The sequence below is a fragment of the Echinimonas agarilytica genome, assembly GCF_023703465.1.
Classification (GTDB): domain Bacteria; phylum Pseudomonadota; class Gammaproteobacteria; order Enterobacterales; family Neiellaceae; genus Echinimonas; species Echinimonas agarilytica.
The window spans coordinates 275,572-300,580 of sequence record NZ_JAMQGP010000006.1 but is presented as its reverse complement, the minus strand read 5'-3'; the positions used below and the strand labels follow the sequence as shown (position 1 = coordinate 300,580).

At 45.5% G+C, this 25,009-nt stretch carries 18 protein-coding genes; 9 read left to right on the top strand and 9 right to left on the bottom strand.

Annotated elements, in window-relative coordinates; all coding sequences use genetic code 11:
• Positions 1–9 precede the first annotated feature (9 nt).
• Positions 10–270: a 30S ribosomal protein S20 gene (gene rpsT / locus NAF29_RS13105; RefSeq protein ID WP_251262068.1), complete on the top strand. Its 261-nt coding sequence runs from the start codon at positions 10–12 to the stop codon at positions 268–270.
• 104 nt (positions 271–374) lie between these two features.
• On the opposite strand, the gene NAF29_RS13100 is transcribed toward rpsT, so the two are convergent.
• Positions 375–671: an ArsR/SmtB family transcription factor gene (locus NAF29_RS13100; protein WP_251262066.1), complete on the bottom strand. Its 297-nt coding sequence runs from the start codon at positions 669–671 to the stop codon at positions 375–377.
• Positions 672–744: 73 nt separating this feature from the next.
• Between NAF29_RS13100 and NAF29_RS13095 the strand changes: the two genes are divergently transcribed.
• The 5 genes from NAF29_RS13095 (at position 745) to NAF29_RS13075 (ending at position 4,961) form a co-directional block, all read left to right on the top strand.
• A complete protein-coding gene (locus tag NAF29_RS13095; RefSeq protein ID WP_251262065.1) occupies positions 745–2,220 on the top strand; it encodes a M20/M25/M40 family metallo-hydrolase in 1,476 nt (491 codons plus the stop codon).
• Positions 2,221–2,236: 16 nt separating this feature from the next.
• Positions 2,237–2,773 carry a GNAT family N-acetyltransferase gene (locus NAF29_RS13090; protein WP_251262064.1) on the top strand — a complete coding sequence of 179 codons (537 nt, stop codon included), beginning with the start codon at positions 2,237–2,239 and terminating at the stop codon, positions 2,771–2,773.
• A 119-nt stretch (positions 2,774–2,892) separates the two neighbouring features.
• Positions 2,893–3,459, top strand: coding sequence for an RNA polymerase sigma factor (locus tag NAF29_RS13085; protein WP_251262063.1), 567 nt, complete (start codon positions 2,893–2,895; stop codon positions 3,457–3,459).
• Positions 3,452–3,946, top strand: a complete 495-nt coding sequence (locus NAF29_RS13080) for a hypothetical protein (protein WP_251262062.1) — start codon at positions 3,452–3,454, stop codon at positions 3,944–3,946. Before NAF29_RS13085 ends, NAF29_RS13080 begins: the two co-directional genes overlap by 8 nt.
• Before the next feature lie 58 nt (positions 3,947–4,004).
• The gene (locus tag NAF29_RS13075) at positions 4,005–4,961 is read left to right on the top strand and encodes a DUF4097 family beta strand repeat-containing protein (RefSeq protein WP_251262061.1); all 957 of its coding nucleotides are present in this window, start codon (positions 4,005–4,007) and stop codon (positions 4,959–4,961) included.
• Positions 4,962–5,044: 83 nt separating this feature from the next.
• Here NAF29_RS13075 and NAF29_RS13070 read toward each other — a convergent pair whose 3' ends face one another.
• Positions 5,045–8,218, bottom strand: coding sequence for a TonB-dependent receptor (locus tag NAF29_RS13070; protein ID WP_251262060.1), 3,174 nt, complete (start codon positions 8,216–8,218; stop codon positions 5,045–5,047).
• A 367-nt stretch (positions 8,219–8,585) separates the two neighbouring features.
• Between NAF29_RS13070 and NAF29_RS13065 the strand changes: the two genes are divergently transcribed.
• Positions 8,586–9,728 carry an endonuclease/exonuclease/phosphatase family protein gene (locus tag NAF29_RS13065; protein WP_251262058.1) on the top strand — a complete coding sequence of 381 codons (1,143 nt, stop codon included), beginning with the start codon at positions 8,586–8,588 and terminating at the stop codon, positions 9,726–9,728.
• Positions 9,729–10,003: 275 nt separating this feature from the next.
• Here the strand turns inward: NAF29_RS13065 and NAF29_RS13060 are convergent, their stop codons facing one another.
• From NAF29_RS13060 to NAF29_RS13050, 3 genes are all read right to left on the bottom strand, one after another.
• The gene (locus NAF29_RS13060; RefSeq protein ID WP_251262055.1) at positions 10,004–13,963 is read right to left on the bottom strand and encodes an Ig-like domain-containing protein; all 3,960 of its coding nucleotides are present in this window, start codon (positions 13,961–13,963) and stop codon (positions 10,004–10,006) included.
• A 607-nt stretch (positions 13,964–14,570) separates the two neighbouring features.
• The gene (locus tag NAF29_RS13055; protein WP_251262054.1) at positions 14,571–15,950 is read right to left on the bottom strand and encodes a helix-turn-helix transcriptional regulator; all 1,380 of its coding nucleotides are present in this window, start codon (positions 15,948–15,950) and stop codon (positions 14,571–14,573) included.
• A 514-nt stretch (positions 15,951–16,464) separates the two neighbouring features.
• Positions 16,465–17,505, bottom strand: coding sequence for a lipid A deacylase LpxR family protein (locus NAF29_RS13050; RefSeq protein WP_251262052.1), 1,041 nt, complete (start codon positions 17,503–17,505; stop codon positions 16,465–16,467).
• A 216-nt stretch (positions 17,506–17,721) separates the two neighbouring features.
• Between NAF29_RS13050 and NAF29_RS13045 the strand changes: the two genes are divergently transcribed.
• Together NAF29_RS13045 and olsF are read left to right on the top strand one after the other, a co-directional pair.
• The gene (locus tag NAF29_RS13045; RefSeq protein ID WP_251262050.1) at positions 17,722–18,525 is read left to right on the top strand and encodes a UDP-2,3-diacylglucosamine diphosphatase; all 804 of its coding nucleotides are present in this window, start codon (positions 17,722–17,724) and stop codon (positions 18,523–18,525) included.
• Positions 18,526–18,644: 119 nt separating this feature from the next.
• Positions 18,645–20,363, top strand: a complete 1,719-nt coding sequence (olsF, locus tag NAF29_RS13040; protein ID WP_251262048.1) for a bifunctional ornithine lipid synthase OlsF — start codon at positions 18,645–18,647, stop codon at positions 20,361–20,363.
• Between the two features lie 74 nt (positions 20,364–20,437).
• On the opposite strand, the gene NAF29_RS13035 is transcribed toward olsF, so the two are convergent.
• The 4 genes from NAF29_RS13035 to rppH all read right to left on the bottom strand — a co-directional run bounded on the left by NAF29_RS13035 (position 20,438) and on the right by rppH (position 24,995).
• On the bottom strand, positions 20,438–21,289 hold the full coding sequence (locus NAF29_RS13035; protein WP_251262046.1) for a thymidylate synthase: 852 nt from the start codon (positions 21,287–21,289) through the stop codon (positions 20,438–20,440).
• On the bottom strand, positions 21,286–22,098 hold the full coding sequence (gene lgt / locus NAF29_RS13030) for a prolipoprotein diacylglyceryl transferase (protein ID WP_251262043.1): 813 nt from the start codon (positions 22,096–22,098) through the stop codon (positions 21,286–21,288). Before lgt ends, NAF29_RS13035 begins: the two co-directional genes overlap by 4 nt.
• A gap of 97 nt (positions 22,099–22,195) precedes the next feature.
• A complete protein-coding gene (gene ptsP, locus NAF29_RS13025; RefSeq protein WP_251262041.1) occupies positions 22,196–24,466 on the bottom strand; it encodes a phosphoenolpyruvate--protein phosphotransferase in 2,271 nt (756 codons plus the stop codon).
• On the bottom strand, positions 24,456–24,995 hold the full coding sequence (gene rppH / locus NAF29_RS13020; protein ID WP_251262039.1) for an RNA pyrophosphohydrolase: 540 nt from the start codon (positions 24,993–24,995) through the stop codon (positions 24,456–24,458). The genes ptsP and rppH overlap by 11 nt, the downstream gene beginning before the upstream one ends.
• Positions 24,996–25,009: the final 14 nt, after the last annotated feature.

Below are 25,009 nucleotides of genomic sequence, written 5' to 3'. Positions count from 1 at the left end.
AGTCCGACCTTGGCTAATATCAAGTCAGCGAAAAAACGTGCGCTCCAGTCAGAAAAGCGCCGTAAGCATAACGCTAGCCGTCGCTCCATGATGCGCACATACCTGAAGAAGGTAAACGCAGCTATTGAAGCTGGTGATAAAGAAACAGCAGCAGCAGAGTATGCAGTTGTTACACCTATCTTGGATCGTTTTGCCGCTAAAGGCCTGATCCACAAAAACAAAGCAGCACGCCATAAGGCTCGTCTGAATACTCAGATTAAAGCGCTGTAAGTTTTTTAGGTCATATGAAAAACCGGTCTATGACCGGTTTTTTTATGCCTGAAATTTGTCCTGCAATCCTCATGCTACTCAAACTGACCCGCAGCAACTCAACTTTATTCCTTGCAATACAAGTCGTGCAGTAAGCCAATCATGGCCGCCACTTCTTCACTGTCGAGCGAGTAATAGACTGTTTGCGCTTCCTTTCTTGTTTTTACATACCCTTCGCTACGCAAAATCGCTAAATGTTGGGATAAAGCCGACTGACTTAAACCGACTCGCTCAGTTAACTCAGTCACACTTAATTCTGTACCGTGTAAATGGCATAGAATAAACAGCCTGTTTTGATTGGACAGAGCCTTAAGCAACGGAATTGCCTGACTTGCATTGCGCTGCATTTGCTGGAGGTTCATTACAGTTACGTTACCTATCAATTTCTAACAGCGTTCGCTATTCATTGTGTTTCATTTTAGTATGTTCAGCTCAATGATAACGGTATCCGTGATCAATGCGCCATTAAAAGAGGTTTATGTGCTCAGACACATTATTTTATCATTTGCTTTTGTTGCATCTATTGTAAACGCAAACGACACCGTCGAGAAAAAAACAATCAATGAGCAACTTATAGAAACTGCGCTCACTTCCCGTCACGCACTCGATATATTGACCGACCTAACGACCAATATTGGCCCACGACTGCCAGGCACAGAAGCCGATTTACGAACTGTTGCATGGGCAGAAAACTTACTCACATCACAAGGATTTGATCGTGTCTATAAGCAGCCCGTGCGTGTGCCCGCATGGAAGCGAGGGATAGCGAATGCGTCTATTGTTTCTCCTGCACCTCAAGCTTTGATCATTTCAGCCCTCGGGCATTCAGTTGGCACACCAGAAGGCGGGATTACTGCGCCAGTGGTGCGCGTGTCTTCATTGGCAGCACTCTCTGAAATATCCGCCCGAGCGGTTAAAGGGCATATTGTTTTTATTGATCACAAAATGGAGCGTCACCGAGCGGGCAAGTATTATCGAGAAGTTGTGGGCGGCCGCTCCAATGGAGCGAGCATTGCGGCCACTAAAGGCGCGGTAGGACTGTTAATTCGCTCAATCGGTACCGACAGCGATCGCTTCGCCCATACTGGAATGATGCTATACGACGTAAAGAAACCTCGAATTCCCTCGGCTGCGCTTTCTGCGCCCGATGCAGATCAGCTCACTCGTCTACTCACACAACACGGCAAGGTTACTTTAAACTTTGAGCTTGGCAGTGAGCACCTAGAATCAGCAATTTCATACAATGTTATTGCTGAATACGATGGCGCTAAATTTCCAGAGCAGTATGTACTGGTGGGCGCGCATCACGACAGTTGGGATGAAGGCACTGGCGCGTTGGATGACGGTGCCGGCATTGCTATTGTGACTGCTGCTGCAAAACAAATCATTGATTTACCAGATCGCCCCAAGCGGGGTGTGCGAGTGGTGCTTTATGCCGCTGAAGAATTGGGCTTAGTCGGCGCGAAAGCTTACGCGAGAGAAAATGCAGATGACTTACACAACATTTACTTGGCTTCCGAGTCCGACTTTGGCGCCGGTGAAATTTGGAAACTAGATACACGCTTTTCCGATGCGCTCTCTGCATTGAGTAAAAAATTACTTAAAGAGCTAGCGCCATTGAATATCGAAGCAGGCCATAATAAGGCCACCGGAGGCCCAGACACATCTGTACTGGTCAACAAAGGCGTTCCTGCACTTACATTGTTGCAAGACGGCACTGATTATTTTGATTTTCATCACACGCCCAATGACACACTTGACAAAGTATCGCCAGAGGCTCTAAAACAAAATGTTGCAGCATGGTCGGTCATGCTTTGGACCACCACGAATAGCGATGCGGAATTGCGCCCAATATCATTAAAAAAGACACAGCGGGTTGAGGCGAAAGAGCTCAGCACACCGCAACAATAGTAATAGGATGACGACCATGAGCAGTAAATGGCAGCGAACGCTATCCATTGAAACACCTCGCTTGCGCATGCGGCCTTTTCAGCTTGAGGATGCCAAAGATATTTTAAACTTCGCATCCAACAAAGAGGTCACTCGATATACTGGGGATAAAGGGCAAACCAAAACCCTAGAGGACGCTCGGAAGCTAGTCACCGATGTGTGGCACCGAGATTATGATACCTATGGTTATGGTCGGCTTGCTGTTGAGTGGAAAGACACATCTCAAGTCATTGGCTTTTGTGGTTTTAAGTATTTGCCCGACTTTGAAGCCATCGACATTGGATATCGATTTTTACCTGAGTTCTGGGGACAAGGCATCGCCAGCGAGGCCGCTTTAGCCTGCGTAAAACATGGACGAGAGGTACTAGGCATTAACGATTATATAGGGATGGCGGATGTTGAAAATTTAAGTTCACATCACGTGCTTCTCAAGTGTGGGCTTGAGGTCACAGAAACCAAACAGCTCGACGGACTTTACGCCCATATCTATCGACTTCCAAGCGCTTCAAATTAATCATTATGGATGTGTTCATGCACCATGAACACATCCATTTAAAAATATTTTCCTACCATTTAAACCTTTCTGGTTTATTGTTCGACTAACTCTTTAACGCAATCACAGAGACGTGACTATTGAGTAATCAAGGACAGTTAATTGAAGCCCACGAACGCTTCACTGACACTGAGCTAATCCACCTTATCGAAGCGAGTCGTGCAGGCGATAAGGCCGCATATCGGCAGCTTTATGACATCAGTGTTGGGCAAGTGTACGGGCTTGCACTGCGGCTCATTGGTGACCGAAACATGGCCGAAGACGCAACTCAAGAAGTCTTTATCCAACTTTGGAACAAGTTAGATAACTATGCCGGTGACGCCAAGTTTTCGACTTGGCTGCATCGTGTCACAGCCAATATCACGGTGTCGTACATGCGCCGCCAAAAGTCATGGTGGCAACGCACATTCTCAATTGAGAATTCTGAAGCAATGCAACTCCCGGCACAAAGCGATTTGCAACAAGTGAACTTTGAAGCCCACGTTGCTAGCTTGCCAGAGCGTGCTCGAATGGTATTTGTTCTGCACGCAATTGAAGGCTATCGCCATGAAGATGTAGCTGAAATGCTGAATATGGCAGTGGGGACTAGCAAAGCTCAATATCATCGCGCCAAACATTTGTTAAAGGAGAGATTAGGTCATGAGTAAGCAAAATTTTGAATCGGCTTTAGCGACCCATGTAACGCAGGTGCATAAAGCGCCCTCGCCTCAACGTGACCTTTGGCCTGGCATAGAGCATGCGCTAAATGAACCTGAGCGATCTTCAAAATCCTCAAAACCAAAAGCGTCGCGCTTAATTGCAATGGCCGCCGCCATTACCTTGGTTGGTGTTTCTACATGGTTTGTGGCGTATCAGCACTCCGCTCAGGTCACGAGCGACCAAATGATTTCCGCGCTCGAACAAAAACATTCGCATGAATTGCAGGGCTTACTCACGCAATTTAAAGGCCGCCCGGCCCTCACTAAGAATTGGGAAGAACAGCTCAAGGAATTAGATGAAGCTGCGAAAGCGATTAAATTGGCTCTCGACAACGATCCAATGAACCCAACGTTGTTAAAAATGCTGCAAAGCGTTTACCAACAGCAAGTCCAACTCGTAGAGCGTGTACACGTCCCTAAATGGTCTAAGGTATAACGCTCAACAAGGAATACCCCATAGCGCCCACGTGGCTTGCTTTGAAAGGAACATGAAGATGATGATAAAGAAACAACTATCAACTATGGCATGCGTATTAACGCTCAGCTTAAGCACTGCAATGACTTATGCAGGTGAACTCATCAACGACACGCTATCGGCTACACCCGGCGCCACCGTGTCTATCGAACATAGTAATGGCAAAGCTAAAATTACGGGCTGGGCCCGCGATGAAGTGCAAATCAAAGGCGAGTTATCCAATTCAGCCGAAAAGCTCATCTTTAAACGTGAAGGCGATGACATTGTCATTCAAGTGAAAGAACGCAAGAACTGGTCAGGCACCACGCTAAAAGGTGATCGTCTTGAAATCTTTGTCCCTCAACAAAGCCAGGTGATATACCAATCAACCAACGCTGATGTCTCTATTAGCAGTACTATCGGCGCATTGAAAATCGACGCTGTTAACGGTGATGTTGGTGCTAAAAACATTGAAGGCGATACACGTATTACACTGATCAATGGCGATATCGAAGTCAAAAATGTTAGCGGTTCAAGCTATTTTGAAACCGTTAATGGTGACATTGAGCTTGAAAACATCCAAAGCAATGATGTGGAAACTCGAACCGTAAATGGCGACATTGAAGTCACAGGAAAGGTGAATGGGTTTACCGCAGAAACCGTCAATGGTGACATTGAGTTAAAAAGTAATGAGCTTGCTAAGGTTGATGTGACCACTGTTAACGGCGATGTTGAAGCTGTCATCGGCTTGACCGACAGCGGCTCCATACAAGCATCATCTGTTAGTGGCGACATAGAATTGAAGTTTCCTCAGGGCTTGTCAGCCAATGTGCATGTTGAAGGCCACTATGGCAGCGACATTGTGAACCAGCTCAACGACGCTCAGGTGAAGGTCGATAAAAAGAGCAATACGCGCTCGTTATCGTTCACTGAAGGAGACGGTAAAGGCACGGTTCGTATCTCGACCGTTAAGGGTGAAGTGAAGATTTCTAAATAATTTTACCCACCACTCACGTTCTAAACTAAGTGCATAAAAAAACCGGCTCCAATGAGCCGGTTTTTTAAGTTTATGTTAAACGCTTAGAAGTTGTAGCGAATACCCGCTTTCAGGCGCCACGCTGATTGCTCAACGTTGTAATCGTCCCAATTGCGTGTTTCCAAACCTTCTTGACCATAAGGAACTGAGTAAGTGTACTCACCCGTGTCTTGGTCGTAGCTGTAATCCACTAAGATGTCTGAACCATAACGCTTGGTTTTCACTTGGCCCCAATCGTCATTGAGCAAGTTCAAAACGTTCTTCACATCAAAGTAGAACAAGAAGCGATTGTCGCCATAGAAACCTGGTAGCTCTTGTGTGAAACGGAAGTCCAGCTGGCTCACCCAAGGTTGGTTGCCGCTTGATTTACCGCCATATCCACCCGCATCACCGCCCATACCAATTGCGCGCGCTGCATCCATGAAGGCTTCATACGTCAAATCACCGCGATAGTTAACCGCTGGATCATCGGCACCCGTTGGAATGTAAGGTAAGTAGTAGTCCGAATCATCAAACTCTGGCTGATCACCCAAGCTGCCATTTCTAAATGCACCCAAACCGTAGTTAATCGGCTGGCCGCTACGACGCTCCCAGAAAACATTGAAGGTTGATTTGTAGTTAGAAACAAACTCAGTGTCGTAACCCAATGTTAGGATCCAACGATGTTCAACTTCGTAGTACCCAGGGCCAATTGTTGTGCCGTTTCGATCTAAGCCAACGGCTGTGTATTGGTAGTTCGACGTGGCTTGTGACGATGAACCTTGGTTACCTTCATCAATGTCAGTGTTAGTGTAAGACGTGCTGAAACGAACACCTGACTCCCACGCTTTTGACATGGTAAAGCTAATCGCGCGGTTACGACCGTCTTTTTCTGCATTGGTAAGCATCAAGTCATAACGATCAGACTCTTCACCCGTGAGTTTGTCGATTGGCGTATACACAGTACGGCCACCTGGAGTGGTGCCTGTTGCTTCACGCGCTAAGTCTACCCATGCCACATCGTTTTCACGATCGATGTACAAGAACTCAGTGCCGAAATACCAGTCTTTACCGAGGTAAGGGATGTCAGTGGTGTAATCTATCGCTAAGTTATAACGCCAGTCAGATGGCAAATCGAACTTAGGATCTAAAGAGTTTACGTAACCATCACCCGGCACTAATGAATCCGTCAGCCCTTGAGGGATTTCAGTTGGATTAGCGTTGTCTAAGTATGCGCTTGTATCCAAAGCTTCAACGTTGGTAATACCGTCGTTAGAGAAGCTGTTTGCAAGCCAAACTGTGGGTTGACCGCCTGAGAAACGACCCGCTCCACCGCGCACTTGTAAATTATCGAGTACTTGGTATTTAAACCCGATGCGAGGCAACCAAATATCTAAACCATCAATTGTTTCATTGTTTTTGAAACCATAACGCTCTTGGAAGTTTTCGTTGAGTGTTGGCTTATCGCTCGTGTCCATACGCTCATAACGCAAGCCGTATGTGAGTTCTAAATCATCAGTAATGGCCCACACGTCTTCTGCAAATAACGCAGTGGTGTTCATGGTGAATTCAGCCGCTGCATCTCTTGGATTACCGGTATAAGCGTTTTGGTATTCGAGATCTGAAGCAGAGCCTGATGCAAAATCTTCAATGCTGTCAAAGTCCCACTTACCCAAGGAAGTCGGTACAAACATGTTAAAGGTATCGAGACGATTGTGCTGAATACCAAAACCAATCTCATGGTCACCCAACAGGTAAGTACCCGCAAAACGTAATTCTAAGTTTTGGTTGTCGAGTTCGTTGGCATGACGATATTCGTCAGTTCCCAATACGACCGAGTTTATTGGGTCGCCCCAATCATTTTCACCAGTATAAACCGTAACGTGTCCCATACCAGAGTTCACGAGAGGAGAGACTTCAGAGGTGACATCTTTGTACGATACGCGAATATCGGTAGAGAAGTTGCTCGTCCAATCACTGAAGAATTGCAATGAATAGCCTTTAAGCGTTTCATTTTTGTCGTACCAGTGGCTCGACAATTTCAGCTCGTCACTATCACCTTCTTCATTGCGTGTGTCGTTACTTTCAGAGTGCTGATAAGTAAACGCAGCACGATGATCGTCGTTCACGTTCCAGTCAATTTTAATCAGAAGTTTTTCATCTTCTTCTTCAATTTCGTCACCCCAACCGCCGGCGTTTGCGCCATACACTTCATTGGCAATGCGAACGACTTCGTTGGCATCTTCTAAGCTAATGTATTCGGCTTCGTTTGCTGCACCAGTGCCTGCTGGACCCCAGTCTGCATCACGAGGTGATTTGAAGTACTCATATGCACCAAAGAAAAACAACGTATCTTTAATAATTGGGAAGCCAATCGAGCCGCCGTATGTTTTTTCTTCAAATTCTTGTTCCGACTTGTCGCCTGTGATCGGATCTTTACCGTCACCCGCCATGCTGTCGTTGGTGAATTCATAAAACACGCTACCGGTGACTTCGTTCGAACCCGATTTAGTCACGGCGTTCATTTGTGCGCCGCTAAATCCGCCATAACGAGAAGAGAAAGGTGTCGTGTTCAACGCCACTTGTTCAATGGCTTCTAAAGAGATGGGGCTACGCTGAGTCGGGTAACCATTGCTGTTCAAGCCAAAATCATCATTTTGGCCAATACCATCAACCAACAATGTGTTTGTTTTCGGGTTTAAGCCTGCAACCGTAAATGTGCCAGCGTCGTCGTTGGCCAACACCGCAAATGGGTTCATTCGCGCAATTTCTTTTAAATCGCGGTTCATGGTTGGAGAGTCTTCAATATCTCGTAAACCATAATCACTATTTGAACCGGCTGTGCGGTATGCGAGTCGAGCACCTTTGACTTGGATTGTTTCAATGCCCGCTTGCTCTAACACGCTTGTGAAGCGCAAGGTCTCACCCAAGTTTAAATAGACATTCTCTCGTGAGTCGTCGGAATGAGAATCTGAATCAACCGAGACGGTGTATGGTCCACCCACACGTAATCCGCGAGCGTTAAAGCGCCCTTGCTCGTTCACGACAACCTCAGAAACGGTTCCCGTGGGTTGGTGAACGATCGTGATTTTTGCATCTGTTACAGGCTGACCTGAAGCATCAACAATTGTTCCACGAATACCCGACGCAGTTTCGTTCGCGTATGCCGCGCCACTTACGCCTAAAGCCAAGGCCAGTGCGCATGCTACACGGCCACGTTTAAAAACTTTTGAAATCATCGCATTTGTCCCCATCTTAAGAACCAACCTAAGATATTGTTTTTTGATTGTTTTTTTGTAAAACCAGAATCTTGAGCAAACATTCTAGTGGCACTACGTTACAACAATGTTAACTTAATGGACAATAAATCAGACTAAATAAACAGCAAAAACTAACCGCTGTAATAATTTAATTACATTTTGGGTAAATAAAAAATGACACTGGCATACTTTTCAGGCCCATTCGCGATTAGTATCAACTTGGGTTAGCGATGCTAAATCTGCCACGTATTCTTAAGGTTATAGACGAAAAATGATGTTTCATCACATACAATCAAAAAACGTACTTCGAACATGCATAGCCTTGTTCACCGCAGGAGTTTTTTTAATGAGCTGTGCTTCGAAAGAGCCCGCACCGACAGTCACCGAACTCACCATTGCAACTTTTAATGTGAGTATGGAAGCAGATAACTATAAAGCCAGAAACGACCCACGCGATCCAAATGCTCTCAAGAAACAGCTGGCAACGGGCACCCACTCTCAAATCAAAAACGTGGCTGCGATTATTCAACATGTACGTCCAGATATACTGTTGCTCAACGAGTTTGATTACATTACGGACCCCAAAGAAGGAGTTGAAGCCTTCATTGCTAATTACCTCAATCGAGGCCAGCATGGGCAACAAGCCATTGATTACCCTTTTTATTATGTAGCCGAGGTGAATACCGGAGTACCAAGCCCTTACGATTTGAATGGTGACGGCATCGCCAGTGGCACCGGTGACGATGCATGGGGCTACGGCAACTATCCCGGTCAATATGGGATGGTTTTATTGTCTAAATATCCACTTGATGAGGCGAAGATTCGCTCATTTCGACTCTTCAAATGGCATCAAATGCCCAATGCAAATCGCGTGATGAACCCCGATGGCACAGCATTTCATACCGATGAGACATGGCAAGGTATGCGTTTATCCTCCAAGTCTCATTGGGATGTTCCTGTCTCCGTGAATGGTAAAACCTTGCATGTGTTGGCCGCCCACCCTACGCCTCCGGTCTTTGATGGGCCAGAAGATAGAAATGGCGCACGAAACTATGATGAGATACGCCTGTGGGCCGACTATATCAGCGCAACAAGCAATGATTACTTAGTCGACGATGCGGGCAATACTGGCGGGTTACCTGAGCAAGCAGCATTTGTGATTATGGGGGATTTGAATGCATCTCCCAATGAAGGCGATACCCGTCAGGGCGCAATAGACCAGCTTCTATTGCACCCAGCGGTGAATGCTGAGCCCACTCCTATCAGCAAGGGTGGAGCTCAGCACACGTCCGACAATCCCAACGCAGCAACTCACACATCAGGATTTCGCTTACGTGTGGACTATGTATTACCTTCTGTGAAAGGCCTTGAGGTAATGAGCAGTGGCGTATTTTGGCCCGCTGAAGGTGATAAGATGCACTTTGCGGTGCAGGAGCGTAAGACCTCATCTGATCATCGTCTTGTATGGGTCAAAGTAGCCCTAAAATAAAATCATATTTGTGTGAAAAAAGCGGAGCATTGGCTCCGTTTTTTTATGTCTAAAGAATAGAAAATAGAAGCCAAAATAAAACCTTGACTAAGTCTGCAACTTTTAAAGCCAGCTTTAGCTCGTTCAAATGCATCACTTTTACATTACTCAGTAAGCACCAATTCCCTCTCAGGTTAAGCCGATTATTGATGAACTTCAGATGATCATGACAGCTCAATCGGCATAAAAAAACCACCGCAAGCGGTGGCTTTCAATGTCATCACAAAGGCTTAACACTATTGCTGAGTGACCACCATATTGTCGATATAGTAATCCAACGTTAAATCAGTAGCAAAACCAGGACTGAACACTTTAAAGGCTACGAAATAACGGCCTTCAGGTAACTGGCTAGTGACACTCAAGTTATGCCAAGAACCTGCACCCTTGCGATGCCATAACTTATACGTTTCAGCATCATCCGGAGAGCCCTCAGGACGAAATGACAACTCAATAACATAGTCTGTGCCTGAGGATAAGTTATCGCCGAATACATCGGCACTAAACTGATAACTGCCCTCAGATGTCACTTCAAACACAACATCCTGATACAAAAAGTGAGATGTTCCAGATTCATCATACGCATATTTAATGCTACCCGAACCACCATTGGTTTGCTCATTTGAAACCGACAATCTATGAGACAAGTCGGTATCATAGCTGCCGTCTTGGTAAGAATACCACTCACCCACAGTTGCCCCTTCGCCATCATTGTTTCCACAACTTACCAAATTGCTCGCATTACACAGTACTGCAGCAGAGCCGTCATCTGGGTCGCCTGCAACAATGGTAATCGGGTAGACGCCTTTATCAATCGTTTCACCTTCATCGTTGCTCATACGAACCCAGAGGAAGTAGAAGTTACCCGTTGGCAAATCGGCTGTTGGAGTTACGTTTTCAAGCGCAATGCTTGCAGAAGCGGTCCCCGTTGACATGCCCACAATGCGAGCATCAGATACAACGTAATCGTTCACTGCTGCAGACCAATCGGATGTCATTTCTCGGAGCCAAAACTTCGCTCCATCATCTACACCTTCAATGATGGTATCGCCTGTACCTGCGTGATAATTCACCATCACATCTAAGTTACCAGACGTCGCAAACTCCGTTGTGGTGTAATATTCTTCGTCATCAAACTCAACTGACGGAGGCGCATAGGTTTCTACAGTAATCGTACTGGTGTCCGTAAAATCGCCGTCGAGCGTTGTCACCGTAATGATCGCTTCACCGTCATCAACCCCTGTGACGACACCATTCTCAACTGTAGCAACATTGACATCATTTGACGCCCAATTTAAATCGCGATTGTCAGCTTCGTCTGGTGAAATCGTGGCAACTAAATTTGTTGTTGCGCCTTTCAATAAGAGTGTAGATTCAGGAGCTAAAGTAACGCCTTCCACTGGAACTTCGAAAAACTCAATCACATCGATCATTGCCGTTCCAACTTCATCATTGGCATCTGATGTTGCAGTAATCGTGACACCCGTTCCTTCGCTCACACCGGTGACAACACCGTTTTGATCGACCGTGGCTAATGCTTCGTTGTCAGAACTCCAAGTAACTTGAGGGTCTGCGTTCACCGGCACAAAATCGACCATTAATGGTAATTCGATACCCACGCGAACTTCAGCATTTGCTGGCGATAGCATAATTGACTCAGGAGCAGGAAACTCACCATCAGAACTTTTCAACAATTGGTTTGCAGCTTCATCACGCAAGTAAACGGTCTCTCCATTGCGCCAGCGAATTTCCACTGAAACAATTTCTGACTCATCCCCTAAACCAAAATGTAGAGTATTCAACAAGCTTTGCGAGTGTGACTCCCCCGAAGAGGCAACACGCTTATAGTAAGTGTTGCTTGCAGTGGTAATTGTCACTTGAGCCGAGATTGGATCTACGTTTTCAATCGGGCTGTAGCCCACTTGAACGAGTGTGTGGTTGTTCATACCAGCATAGTCATTTTGGAATAAATGCCATACCCCGTACTCATCATCACCGGTTAATATATCGACGTCACCATCGAGGTCAAAGTCAAAGGCTTGACCGGAATCTGCATGCCCACCAGAGCTAAGATCTGTTGCTTCGGTTGAGGTCACAATTTCAAAGCTATCGTTACCTGTGTTCAGCAACAGATAATCTGCAACACGCTGTTTTAAATAGGTGTAACGGTAAACGAGTAAATCATTGTGTGAATCATTGTTGAAATCACCGTGACTCACGCCCCAGTGGTTACCACCTTTTGGAATATTCCAGCTGTCTTGCGCCAAGGTATATTGGTCGCCTTGGTTAATCAGTAACACATCTTGAACATTTCGGTTATTTGGCTGCCATTCCGTGTGGACGTCGCGAATACCTTCAAAGCCAAACTTAATACTCCAGCTTAGCTTCTGATCACGTACGATTTCTAACTGCCAATTTCCGTCGCCAGTATGTCCAATATAGATGCCATTTTCATCTCGTACGGCAGGCCAACCATCGGCATCCGCTTGCGTGATGTTGTGCACCGCATCGCGATCTGCTGGGTTTATCGCAGCTTTTGCTGAGCCGAGATAAACTTGGAATGAACCATTGTAAGAAGTAGTGATAAGACTGGTGTCATAATTCACCAAATCAATTGCGCCATCGGCTTCAAACGTAAATGCTGTGCTGCCGGCTGCATCTCCTTTATCACTGATATCCAAACGCTGGGTTTCAGCATTGAAATCAAGCGATTTATCTGCAACCGAGTAATAGCCTTTACCGCCAGCCACATAGATATCAAGGTCGCCATCGTTGTCTAAATCGACACTGGTTGCTGCCATTCCTCCCCATAAATTGCGAGTAGATTCAGGCAACCAAGATGACGTCACGTTAGTAAAAGTAAAGTCTCCATTGCCTTGCCATAGCTGCATGGGTGCGATAATCAATACATCGTCAATGCCATCTTTATTGAAATCGGTGAGTACAATGCGATCGCCCGAGGTATATCCAATACCCGGTATGTCTGCAACTTCAAATGTACCGTCACCATTGTTCCGATAAAAAATATGCTGAGCGCCAGTTTCTCCATTGATGCCCTCGGCATTGAATAACGCCAGATCCAAATCTCCATCCATATCCAGATCCATCCAGCGAGGAGAACGACCGCGAGCCCCTTCGGTGATACCAACAACAACATCGCTACGCACTAAAACGCCATCATCATTCCGAAAAAACACAGGAGGGGTCGGATTTGTTCCATTACCACCGCCTAACGTAATGAGCAAATCTAAATCTCCATCATTGTCATAGTCACCTGCCGCCGAACCGTGCAGATCCATGAGCCTCCATAAAGAAAGGTCTGGATCGCTTTTGGTTAAGCTCCCATCACCATTATTCCAATAGAGTTTGCTGGGTGAATCATTGTGGTTATTTAAAATCAGATCGTAGTCACCGTCATTGTCCATATCAGCAATCGATGGCCCGCCATATTTCAAACTTGGATCATCAACTAAACCCAATGACTCAGAAATATCTGTAAAGACAGGCAAGCTGGGCATCTCAGCTTCGCTTACGGTCAAACGATTTACTTCAACATCAGCCGCTCGAGCCATAATTTTAAGGTTTTTTTCGCCGGTCGAACCAAAATCAACGGTGGCGCTGATCGTGTGCTCTCCTGAACTAGGAATATTAAGGCTATCGATCAGAATTTCACCATCTGACATCAAACTTAAATTGGCATAGCTCGATTCAATATTAACGTTTGCTGTGACGGTTTTTACAGTGACGCCTTCAACGGTGTAAGTCGTTTCATAAGCAGATAATGGCGTGATCTCGACCATTGTATCGATGAGGCTAGGTTGACCTGAATCTGAATCTCCATCGGAGTCTGAATCTCCATCGGAGCCTGAATCACCATCGGAGTCTGAATCACCGTCGGAATCGGAATCTCCATCGGAATCTGAATCACCGTCGGAATCTGAATCACCGTCGGAATCGGAATCACCATCGGAATCTGAATCCCCATCGGAATCTGAATCACCGTCGGAATCGGAATCACCGTCGGAATCGGAATCACCGTCGGAATCGGAATCATTGTCTGAGTCTGGCGGAGTATTATCGCCAGGTTCTTGTGTCTGGTCGTCATTCATTGGAGGAGATTTATCATTGTCATCACACGCGGTTAGAAGCATGATCAGAATGCTTAATGCTACGCTTCTATATTTTATATTCGAAAACATTGGAGCTTTTCCTGTATCTGTATACTAAAGATAAAGTTTATTGTTTTTATGTCTTATAAATAACGTAAAAAAAGCTCAAAAATAAGGTTCGAATACTTTCAAAATATTCAATGCGCTTTAATCATAAATAGGTGACAGTTAAATTTAATTACACATCAAACATATTTAAATATACTATTTAAAAATAGTTTTTCGTACAGCATACCCTGTTCAATTTTGCTTTCGATCATAAACGTTATTATTCGACGTAAGCATGCATTTTCTAGAAGCATAAATTCCGTGTACCGAATCGGTTTGGTAACACATTCGAGCATAGGAAAATCAAACTAGAGCAGTGCGAAGCCTAAGACACCGCAAAAGTAACAACCTCACATTAACACGTCCTTAACAAAGCTGAACAACAAACAAGCACAGAAATGAACACACAAAAAAATCGACAATTATCAACCACATAACCAAACAATAAGACTGATTTAGATTCTCATTTTGTAAACATTCATCAATATCAAGGAGATTCAGAGGAAGGAGATAGGGACTAAAATGAACACAATCCAGATAAAAATGAACAAACAATTGAGCCACCATTCAGTGGCTCAACCGAGGGAACCTAGCCGTAAGTCTCTTTCTTATATTGTTGTGGGCCAATCCCGGTTAATTTTTTAAACACGGCACCAAAATAGTTAGAATCATTGAACCCTACAGAAAATGCCGTATCCGAAACCGTCAAATCTGCAAGTCTTTCTTTCGCTTTTTCAATACGATATTGATTGAGGTATTGCTTGATTGTTTGCCCAGTATACTCTTTGAAACATCGCATTAAATATGATTGACTCACGCCAGCTGCTTCAGCTAGTGAAGCCACTTCTATATCTTCATGGTAATTATTTTCTATAAATAATTTCGTTTGGAAGATAATACGTTCGCTACGCTTAGCTGGCAGATCCGAAATCATATTCGTAAGTTCGATTGTCTCTTTTTTTGCGATGTCTCGAATAGCATTAACATCATCACTATCGATAATCGACTTTACTTTATTCAAGTTACGATCAATGAGTGCGTCTGCATCTCCTCCTGCCTCGATGGTTGTATCCGTGAGCACATCGAGTATTTCACGCACCTTCAACTTGTATCGTTTTAAATCGACAGAGCTATCGCGTTCTATTTGCTGCAAGAGATTGTTTAGTGTGATATTCGATGTTGTTTCATCGCGCTTAAGACTCAACTGCAACTGCTCTTTCAAATACTGCGCTTGGCTCTTCGTGCTCTTAACGTCTCTATAAACGGCCCGGCTCCAATACAGAGCAGTAAAAATTGCACCGAAGTAATACAGCCAATAGACTTGATGATATAGCCCCGTGATATACAAAGAAGTAATCATGACTGCGCCAATTAAAAACGCCAAGCAGATCGATCTTCTCTCTCCGGTAAGCTCTCGGTATAACAAAAAGCTAGTCGGTAACAGCGACAACACCACAAGCCCTGTCATTTCGGCATCAATATGATTGGCTCTGATCATAGTAAAAGGTAAAAGCTGAACATAGCTGGCATCAAACATAAGCTGCTCATGCCTCGCGTCAGCGCAGATAACATACACAAGCGACAGTAGAAAGCCAAAGACATACGGAAAAACTAACCATGCTCGCGATAACTTCACACCGCATTGGCTAAACAAGAACATGCAAAGCGAAGGCAGGCAAATAGTGAGAAACAAGGTGACACGAAAGAATAAGATACTGTAAGACAATGCTGTGTCTGAATACATCTGAGCAGCTTGGCCTACCATGTAGAGCACATAAGTGGCAACAAAGCAGTTAAAGAACCCCACCTGATTGAGGACGTGCCGCCCTACAAACGTAAAATACAACGACACCACTAAAAATAGTTGAGCAGCCATCAATGGCAATATCACGTATTGCGTTATTTCTTCGGGTATATCCAGCATATATTGAATGTTATGAGTAATAATTTTGAGAAATAAAAGCATCATGCTTTTGTTATTAAATACACACGAGTCGCCAAAACGCCTCGCTGTCTTGGCACCGATACCTCAAGGTAATTGCTCTTGATTTAAGTCGCGCTGAATGACAACCAATGAATGAGTTATCCATTTAACAAGTCAGCATTTAAAAATCAGACTACTAGCACCTGCTTTTCCCTTTGAAACAAATGAGGGTGTGTAACCGACACAACTTCATACAAGCACAAGCTCTGAAAATTTTCATGGTAAAACCATTGCATTTGCAATCTGTTTCACAGCCTTCTGCGGCTGTTGAATCATTCCTAGAGTCTCATCACATGCCTCAACCCTCTAAATTCGGACAACAAACGAGCAGAAATAGCAGTTAAATCGCTCTAGTTCTGGCTAAAAGTGGCAAGGCCCACGCATGAATGTGAAAGAGGAATGACGATTAAAAAGCTTTGTAGGAGCGCCAGTAGAATGCATGACGCGAGGCCGTAGTGAACGCAAGAGATTCAAAAATCACTATGAGTATCGGCTTTTACTAGTAACGGTATTCAAACAAAAGGCTGCCGTAGTTCATGTTGTTATCAGTGTGTGCAAGATCTGACCTTACAATATTGCTCGTCATCCAATAGCGCATATGAACAGCCCAATTCTGCCAATGGTAGTGCGCACCTAGCCCCATACTGGCATACACAGGCTCTTTGTCGACACTATGGCTGTCTTTCCAAGTATTACCGTCCAAAAAAATATCTTGTGCCACATAGTTCAGCTGAAGTTGCCCGCTAATGTGCCAACTCCCCTTCGCAATGTTGCCTTCGGTCTCCTTAAACACACTGCGGCCCACCAAATTCTGCCCATCTTGGAATCCGGTTTGATTCGGCCTACCCCAACGCCACTCTAAACCAGCCCCTGCCCCAGTGTAAAAATTGCCCAATGCTGCGGTCACATTCCACGCAACATCAGACTCAAACTCATGACTGGCAGGTGACCGCCAAAACTTGTGTTTGCGTTGATAGGTCATATTCACAATGGGCTCAGACTTTAATTGGTGCTCCCAGCCTCTCGGAGTGTCAGATCCAATCAGGTTGTGCACGCCTTTTTGAACGTGTTCTGCAAAAGAATTTGGGCCCACAAGGCCAACATCTAACTGCCATCCACTAAAGTCAGACTGATCATAGCTATACCAAGAGTTGCTGATGATTAACGCCCCCGCGTACGGCACATCATCAATAATCAAATCTCGTGCATCTAGATCTTCCGGAGTCTGAATATATTGGGAGAGACTCACGGCATGCCGATGATGAGCACTTGGGGCCCAAGACTCAAGCGCCCAACCGTATTGGGCAATAGCACCGCCCAAACCGGCGAACCAATTCTGCTCTTGTGCTTGTTGCCAGTTCTCGAACGCCTGACTATGCCACTGCAGAGAAATGCCATTGGTGTACATGTTGTCTGAAAACGTCATTGCATCATTCGCAAACTCAAAGCGAAACAGGCGATCTTCGGCCACAGTTTTAGCCGACAAAAGCGCCGAAGCGACAATGGCTGATGACAGAATTTTTTTCGATTGGGTGCGCATATATTGAGGCCCTCCGACTCACTCCCGTCATTAGGCCAGTTGTCTATTTAACCAACAAGCTAAACAAAAACATCATTCAGGCTGGGTTCAGATCAGCATTTTAAGAGCCTCAAGACTGATTCAGAACGATGTCACCAAATCATCAAATCACTGTAACCGAGGTGTCAAATTCAAGGCCTAGCTTGGCAGGCAATCCAGCTGGGGGGATTAAAAATCATGCAATCCGAACAATCGAAATACAAAGCTGTATGGCTTTCAGACATTCACCTTGGCTACAAGGACTGTAAGTCAGAGTTTTTGTTAGATTTTCTCGCCAAGACTCAATGTGAATACTTGTTCTTAGTGGGAGATATAGTTGACCTTTGGTCGATGAAGCGACAAGTCTTTTGGCCCAAATCTCATCAACAAGTACTCGATGCGCTGCTAGCCAAAGCTGCCGACGGTTGCAATGTGATTTATGTGCCCGGCAATCACGACGAGCCGATGAGAAATTATGACGGAAGCATGTTCCAAGGCATCGAGCTGCATCGTGAATATGAATACAACAGTATTTCATACGGAAAATTGCTCATGCTGCATGGTGATGAGTTTGATGGCGCCGTTAAGTACAGCAAGATAAATACGTGGTTCGGCGACATGGGGTATGACCTACTGCTCTTTATTAACCGATGGGTCAATCGATGCCGCTCGTGGTTTGGATTTTCATACTGGTCCGCGGCTAGTTACCTCAAGAAAAAAGTTAGAAAAGCAGAAGCGGCCATTCGTCGCTTTGAGGATGCAGCCATGCACGAAGCCAAAAAACGCGGTGTAGATGGCATTGTTTGCGGCCATATTCATAGCCCGAATATGCGCTACGAAAACGGAATTCTTTATTTAAATGACGGTGATTGGGTAGAAAGCTGCACCGCTGCAGTCGAGCATGAATCAGGCCAAATTGAGCTACTCCATTGGAGTAACACCCATAAATTAATCAATCATTTGCCGGCTGATTTAGTGATCGCCGGACGTAAAGCCGCCTAGCTAAATGACAACAAGGAAGATGGCTAATTCATAAAACTGAAATCTCATTGAGAAATTTCTGTCACGAAAACGACATAAGTTAGTCCAATCATTTTGCCTTTGGCAGTTCGGAGCTATTTATGTTTACGGTCGATCAAGTTGTTCGTGACAATTATCCTCAGTTAGATCAGAAACCGTGGCTTGCAAAGCCGGTAAAAGGCGTACTTCGTCATCTTCTTCATGAAAGCGACATGATTGAATTTGCCGAAAAAAATCCCCACCTCGACGGTGTCGATTTTGTTGAAAAGGTGTTGGATTACTTTAGTTTTAGTTACACCATCAGTGATCGCGAACGCGCTCGCATTCCAGCCACAGGCCGAGTGGTGATCATTGCAAATCATCCGATTGGTTCGCTGGACGGACTTGCATTAATCAAGCTCATTGCAGAAATTCGTCCAGATGCAAAAGCCGTTGTGAACGATTTACTCATGAATATTGCTCCGCTGAGTAAATTGTTGCTACCGGTGAATAACATGACCGGCAATACTGCGAAAGAAAGCCTGCAAGATATCAACTGTCACCTGCAGTCTGAAGGGGCTTTGATCATCTTTCCCGCAGGCGAAGTGTCTCGATTACGCCCCACAGGAATTAAAGATACTCGCTGGCGCAGTGGTTTTTTAAGAATGGCAACGCAGTCTCAAGCACCCATCTTACCCATCTTTGTACACGGCCGAAATTCAGCCTTATTTTATAGTGCATCAATGGTCTACAAGCCGCTATCAACTGCCTTACTGGTGAAGGAAATGTTCCGCCAACAAAACAAAAGCGTCAACATTCGTGTCGGCGATCCAATTCCCTATGAAAGCTATACCAGCGGTAATATCACTCGCCGCGAAAAAGTAAAAATGTTTAAACGCCACCTTTACCGTATCGGAAAAGGCAAAAGTGGGCTTTTTAAAACATTTTCAGCCATTGCTCACCCAGAACCAAAAGCAACTCTCAAACAAGCGGTTGAAAGTTGTGAGCTATTGGGTGAAACAGCTGATGGCAAAAAGATTTACTTGTACCGATTTGATGAAAGTTCTCCTATCATGCGCGAAATTGGGCGTCTGCGCGAAGTCAGTTTCCGCGCTGTAGGTGAAGGCACCGGAGAACGCCGCGATATCGACCAATATGACGCAGACTATATGCACCTTGTATTGTGGGACACTGACGATCTTGAAATCGTTGGCGCGTACCGATTGGCAGACACCCGTGATGTGATTGAACGCAAAGGTCACAAAGGCCTATATACACATTCGTTGTTCAACTTTTCAAAAGAGATGGACAGCCATTTAGAACAGAGCCTTGAGTTAGGCCGTTCATTTGTTCAACCCAGATATTGGGGCAAACGTTCACTAGACTACCTTTGGTACGGCATTGGCGCCTATTTGGTAAAATATCCAGGCTACCGCTACATGTATGGACCTGTCAGTATCAGCAATAGCTTCCCCAAGCCTGCACGTGATTTATTGGTGTATTTCTATAGCCTGTATTTCTCGCCTGATAAAAGCATGGCACAAAGCCGCCAGCCCTACAGCATTGCCGACGAAGCCATGCAAACTCTAAAAGATACGTTTAGCGGCGATGACTATAAGCAAGACTTCAGCCGCCTGAAACACTTAATGGCCAACATAGGCGTGTCGGTTCCAACTCTTTACAAACAATACACCGAAGTGGCTGAAACAGATGGTGTAAACTTTCTGGACTTTGGTATCGACCCTGATTTTGCAGATTGTGTAGACGGTTTGGTGTTAGTTGATATTCAAAAGATCAAATCTAAAAAGCGCGCTCGCTACATGGGTGACGAATACGCTTAGGCACAATCCTCGCGGGTTGAGCTCGCAATAAAAAAGCGCCTCTCGGCGCTTTTTTCGTTTCCATGCACTAAGCATTACACAGCAAATGGATACTTGATCGGGTCATGGTGCTCATATCCCACCACTTCAAAATCATCCATGGTCACCCAGGTTTCTAAATCTTTGAGTGATTTAATATCTGGGTTAATGTTCAATTGTGGCGACGGAAACGGCTCTCGTTTCAGTTGCACATCGCGCATCAATTCAAGTTGGTCTTCATAAATGTGAGCATTCACTATCTTGTGATACGCTTTGCCTGCTTTATTACCTGTAATTTGAGCCATCAGCGCGAGAAAAGTGAATACCTGAATTTGATTGAAGTTGAGCCCTAGCGGCACATCGCACGAACGCTGATAACTGGTGAGAAACAAAGTGTCGCCCAACAATGAAAATGTATGCGTGTGCATGCAAGGACGCAAACAACCGAGGCCGAATTCACCGGGGTTATAAAAGGTCAGGATTTCACCACGGTCATCTTTGCCTTGGCTGAGGTTATCGACCAGCTTTCGAAGTTGATCAATGGTAGAGCCGTCTGGGCTTTTCCATGATCGGCCTTGAACACCGTACACTCGGCCCATGTCATCGTCACCGGTACGGGCAGGATTGTTCAGCCAAGCTTCATTGTCATTGGCGTTTGCATCCCATGTTTTGGTGCCAAGCGCGCGAAAATCAGCCGCATTATCATAGCCGCGGATATATCCCAAGAATTCAGCAATAGCAGACTTCCAAAAGCTCTTTCGAGTGGTGATAAGCGGAAACTTATTATTGGCTACGTCGTAGGTTAAGTCGGCATTTATTACGGTTAAACAACGTTTACCCGTGCGTTCATTTTCGATCCATATACCGTCATCAACGATATGCTGGCACAATTCTAAATACTGTTTCATGCCTTATCTCCAACCGCAGTTTTTCTCGAATAACCGTACGCGATGAGTCCTAAGCCGCCAAATATCATCGGTAAACACAACCACTGCCCCATACTCATACCCAGCTGCAATAAGCCTAAGTGAGCATCCGGTTCGCGAGCAAATTCAACTAAGAAACGGAAGCTTCCATACCCCAATAAGAAAAGTCCCGCCACTGTTCCTGCGGGTCTTGGCTTACTTTTAAACCACCACAAGATACAGAACAATACGACACCTTCAAGTGCAAACTCATACAATTGGGAAGGATGGCGAGCCAAACCGAGTGGGTCTTGAGGAAAGATCATAGCAAACGACAGATCTGTCTCGCGGCCCCACAATTCGCCATTAATGAAATTACCTAAGCGTCCGGCACCCAGACCAATCGGCAATAGCGGGGTGATAAAGTCCCCTACTGACAAATACGATTTATGAAATTTACGAGCAAATACAGCCATCGCTGCCATGACACCTAACACGCCGCCGTGGAACGACATGCCGCCTTCCCAAATTCTAAATAAATACAGCGGATCATCAGCAAATTGAGAAAATTGGTAGAACATGACATAACCAAAACGCCCGCCTAAAATAACACCAATAAAACCGTAGAAGAGTAAGTCGCTAACTTCTTGTTCCGTCCAACCGCTGTTCGGTTGACGCGCTTGGCGATTGCCCAGCCACATGGCCGCTACAAAACCAACCAAATACATTAGTCCGTACCAACGAACTTTGATTAATCCTAAATCGAGTAAAACTGGATCAATTTCAGGAAAAGCTAAAGCTTGCGTCAACATCTAACAAAACTCCATGGGAAAGGGCGCAACGCGCTTAGGGTAACACGACTTGTACGACAGCTCTTGGACAACATCATATTGAATTTGTATCGATTGATTAACGGCCGGTTCGGACCAGTGACCCTAAACCAAACGCATCCATATCAACATGCAACTGGCGTCGAATAGTATCAGGGCAAGATAGGTTCAATGCTTTTTGTAACATGTGATCGCATTGGGCTTGGCTGACTTTACCAATGGCCCATTTCACTCGCCCTATATTTGCAGCATTCATGCTCAGATGCTCGTATCCCATGGCTACTAACAAAATAGCCCCCAAAGGGTCACCTGCGAGCTCTCCACAAATAGAGAATTCTAATTCGTATTGCCGGCATTCTTGGGCAATATGATTGAGCGCATTCAACACCGCAGGATTCAATTCGTCATACAAGCTAGCAACGCGCGAGTTATTTCGATCAACCGCTAATAGATATTGGGTTAAGTCGTTACTTCCCACTGAAATGAAATCTGCTATGTCTGCTACTGCGCGCAATTGATAGAGCAATGCAGGCACTTCAATCATCACCCCCATTTGAGGTAATGGAAAGTGCATGCCCAATTCCTCTTGCAGCTCAGAATGAGCCTTAAGTACCAGTCGCTTAGCCTGCTGCAACTCTCGAATCTCAGTCACCATGGGGAACATGATTTTAAGATTTTGCGTCTCTATATTCGCTTTGAGCATGGCTCGAATTTGAACTAGAAAGATTTCTGGATGGTCCAGCGTCATCCGAATTCCACGCCAGCCAAGAAATGGGTTTTCTTCACGAATAGGAAAGTATGGTAGAGCTTTGTCGCCGCCCACATCCAGCGTTCGCATGGTGACAGGCTGTTCAGGAAAACCTTCAAGAACCGACTTGTAGATCTGGCATTGAGCGTCTTCCGACGGAAATTTATCCTGAATCATGAAAGGAATTTCCGTTCGATAAAGTCCGACGCCATCGGCACCACCGCCATAATGTTCAGAATCTGCGGCCAAGCCTGCATTGATCATCATGCAAATACGTCGGCCATCTGCCATGGCCGCAGGCAAATGAAGCGTCTTATCAAATTGCGCTTGCAGTTCAGATTCTTTTTTGAGCAAACGTCCATATTCTTCAACCACAGCGTTTGATGGCGTCATATATAAACGGCCGGTGTAGCCGTCAATAATAAAGTGCTCGCCATGACTACGTTTAAGCGGTAATTCACTGGCCCCTAAAATAGCCGGAATACCTAAGGCTCGGGCCAAAATAGCCGCATGCGAATTGCTAGAACCGCGAATGGAAATGATGCCCGACAGTTTGCTTCGCGGAATAGAAGCCAACATCGAAGCGGTGACTTCTTCTGCCACCAAAATGATGGCTTCATTCCACTCTTGAAGTTCGCTCGTTCCCTGCTGCAAAAAGTACAACAAACGTTGAGACACATCGCGAATGTCAGTTGCGCGCTCTTTGAGGTAGGCGTCTTCCATTGCCGCGAATTGGGCAATGTAATCTTTTGCCACCTCCACCAATGCACTTTGAGCATTGAGACCTTTCCGAATGTGAGTTTCAACCGCACCACCGATTGAAGCGTCATCTAACAAGTGCTGATAGACATCAAAAATAGCCAACGCATCCTGCTCTAGATGTTCGCCCATTCTTGCTGCTAAACGTTCGATGTAATCTCGCGTCTTTTGAATGGCTTGCTCCCAACGGTCGAGTTCGACGTTGAGATCATTGTGTTGTACAATCGAAATGTCATCGAGCGATACAGCAACCCGCTCCACCCATGCTTTTGCCGATGCAATACCCGGGGCTCCAGCCACAGCATTAAGCACCAACATTTGAGGCTCGGAATAACGGGTTTGAAGTTGCCCACGAGCTTTAGCGACGGCTAATACGGCGGCCAACTGAGCCGATAAAGTGACAAGAAAGGACTCTTCTTGCTCTGAAAATTGCCGCTGTTCTGCTTGCTGGATGGTTAATACACCCAACACTTTACCTTGATGGATAATGGGGGTGCCTAGAAATGCTTGAAGCGCTTCCTCTTCAACTTCTGGCATGTATTTAAAACGAGGGTGCTGATGCGCATTGGCAATATTAATTGGTTCTTCACGTTCACCCACGAGTCCAATTAAGCCTTCGGTAAAACCAATCGCTGCACTACCGGCTGACTGCTCGGCCAAACCGTCAGTAGCCATTAATAAAAAATGCCCGGCTTCAGCGTCTGATAAATAAACTGAACAACACTGAGTCTCCATTGCATGCTTGGTTTGTGTCACCAAGAGCTTCAATGCATCGTCTAAGTGTTCTGACTGATTAACACCCTGCACGATAGTGCGCAGGGTATGGAGCATATTAACGGGCATTATTGTGTCGCTTACGCTTCTTGCGTTTATTCTTTGATGGACGACGATCGCGGGCTTGAGCTTGCACTGCTGCCACGAATTCCTTCATCGCCTTGCGGTAGACCTCGCGTTTAAACGACACTACCTGGCGCACTGGGTACCAATAACTCACCCATCGCCATTCATCAAACTCGGGGTGCCCACTGGCATCTAGTTTAACTGAATCATCTTTGCCGGTTAGCCGAAGCAAAAACCAGCGCTGTTTTTGTCCGATACAGACGGGATTAGTTCCCTCTCGAATCAAGCGTTTTGGCAATCGATAACGAAGCCAAGAGCGACTAGAACTGATAATGTCTACATCATCAGGTCGCAGTCCGACTTCTTCATATAATTCACGGTACATTGCCTGCTCTGCCGACTCACCCTCATCGATCCCCCCTTGAGGGAACTGCCAAGAATGCTGACCTATTCTTCGAGCCCAAAGTACCTGCCCTGCTTGATTAGAGATGATAATCCCGACGTTCGCACGATATCCGTCGGAGTCGATCACTCACTTAATCCTGA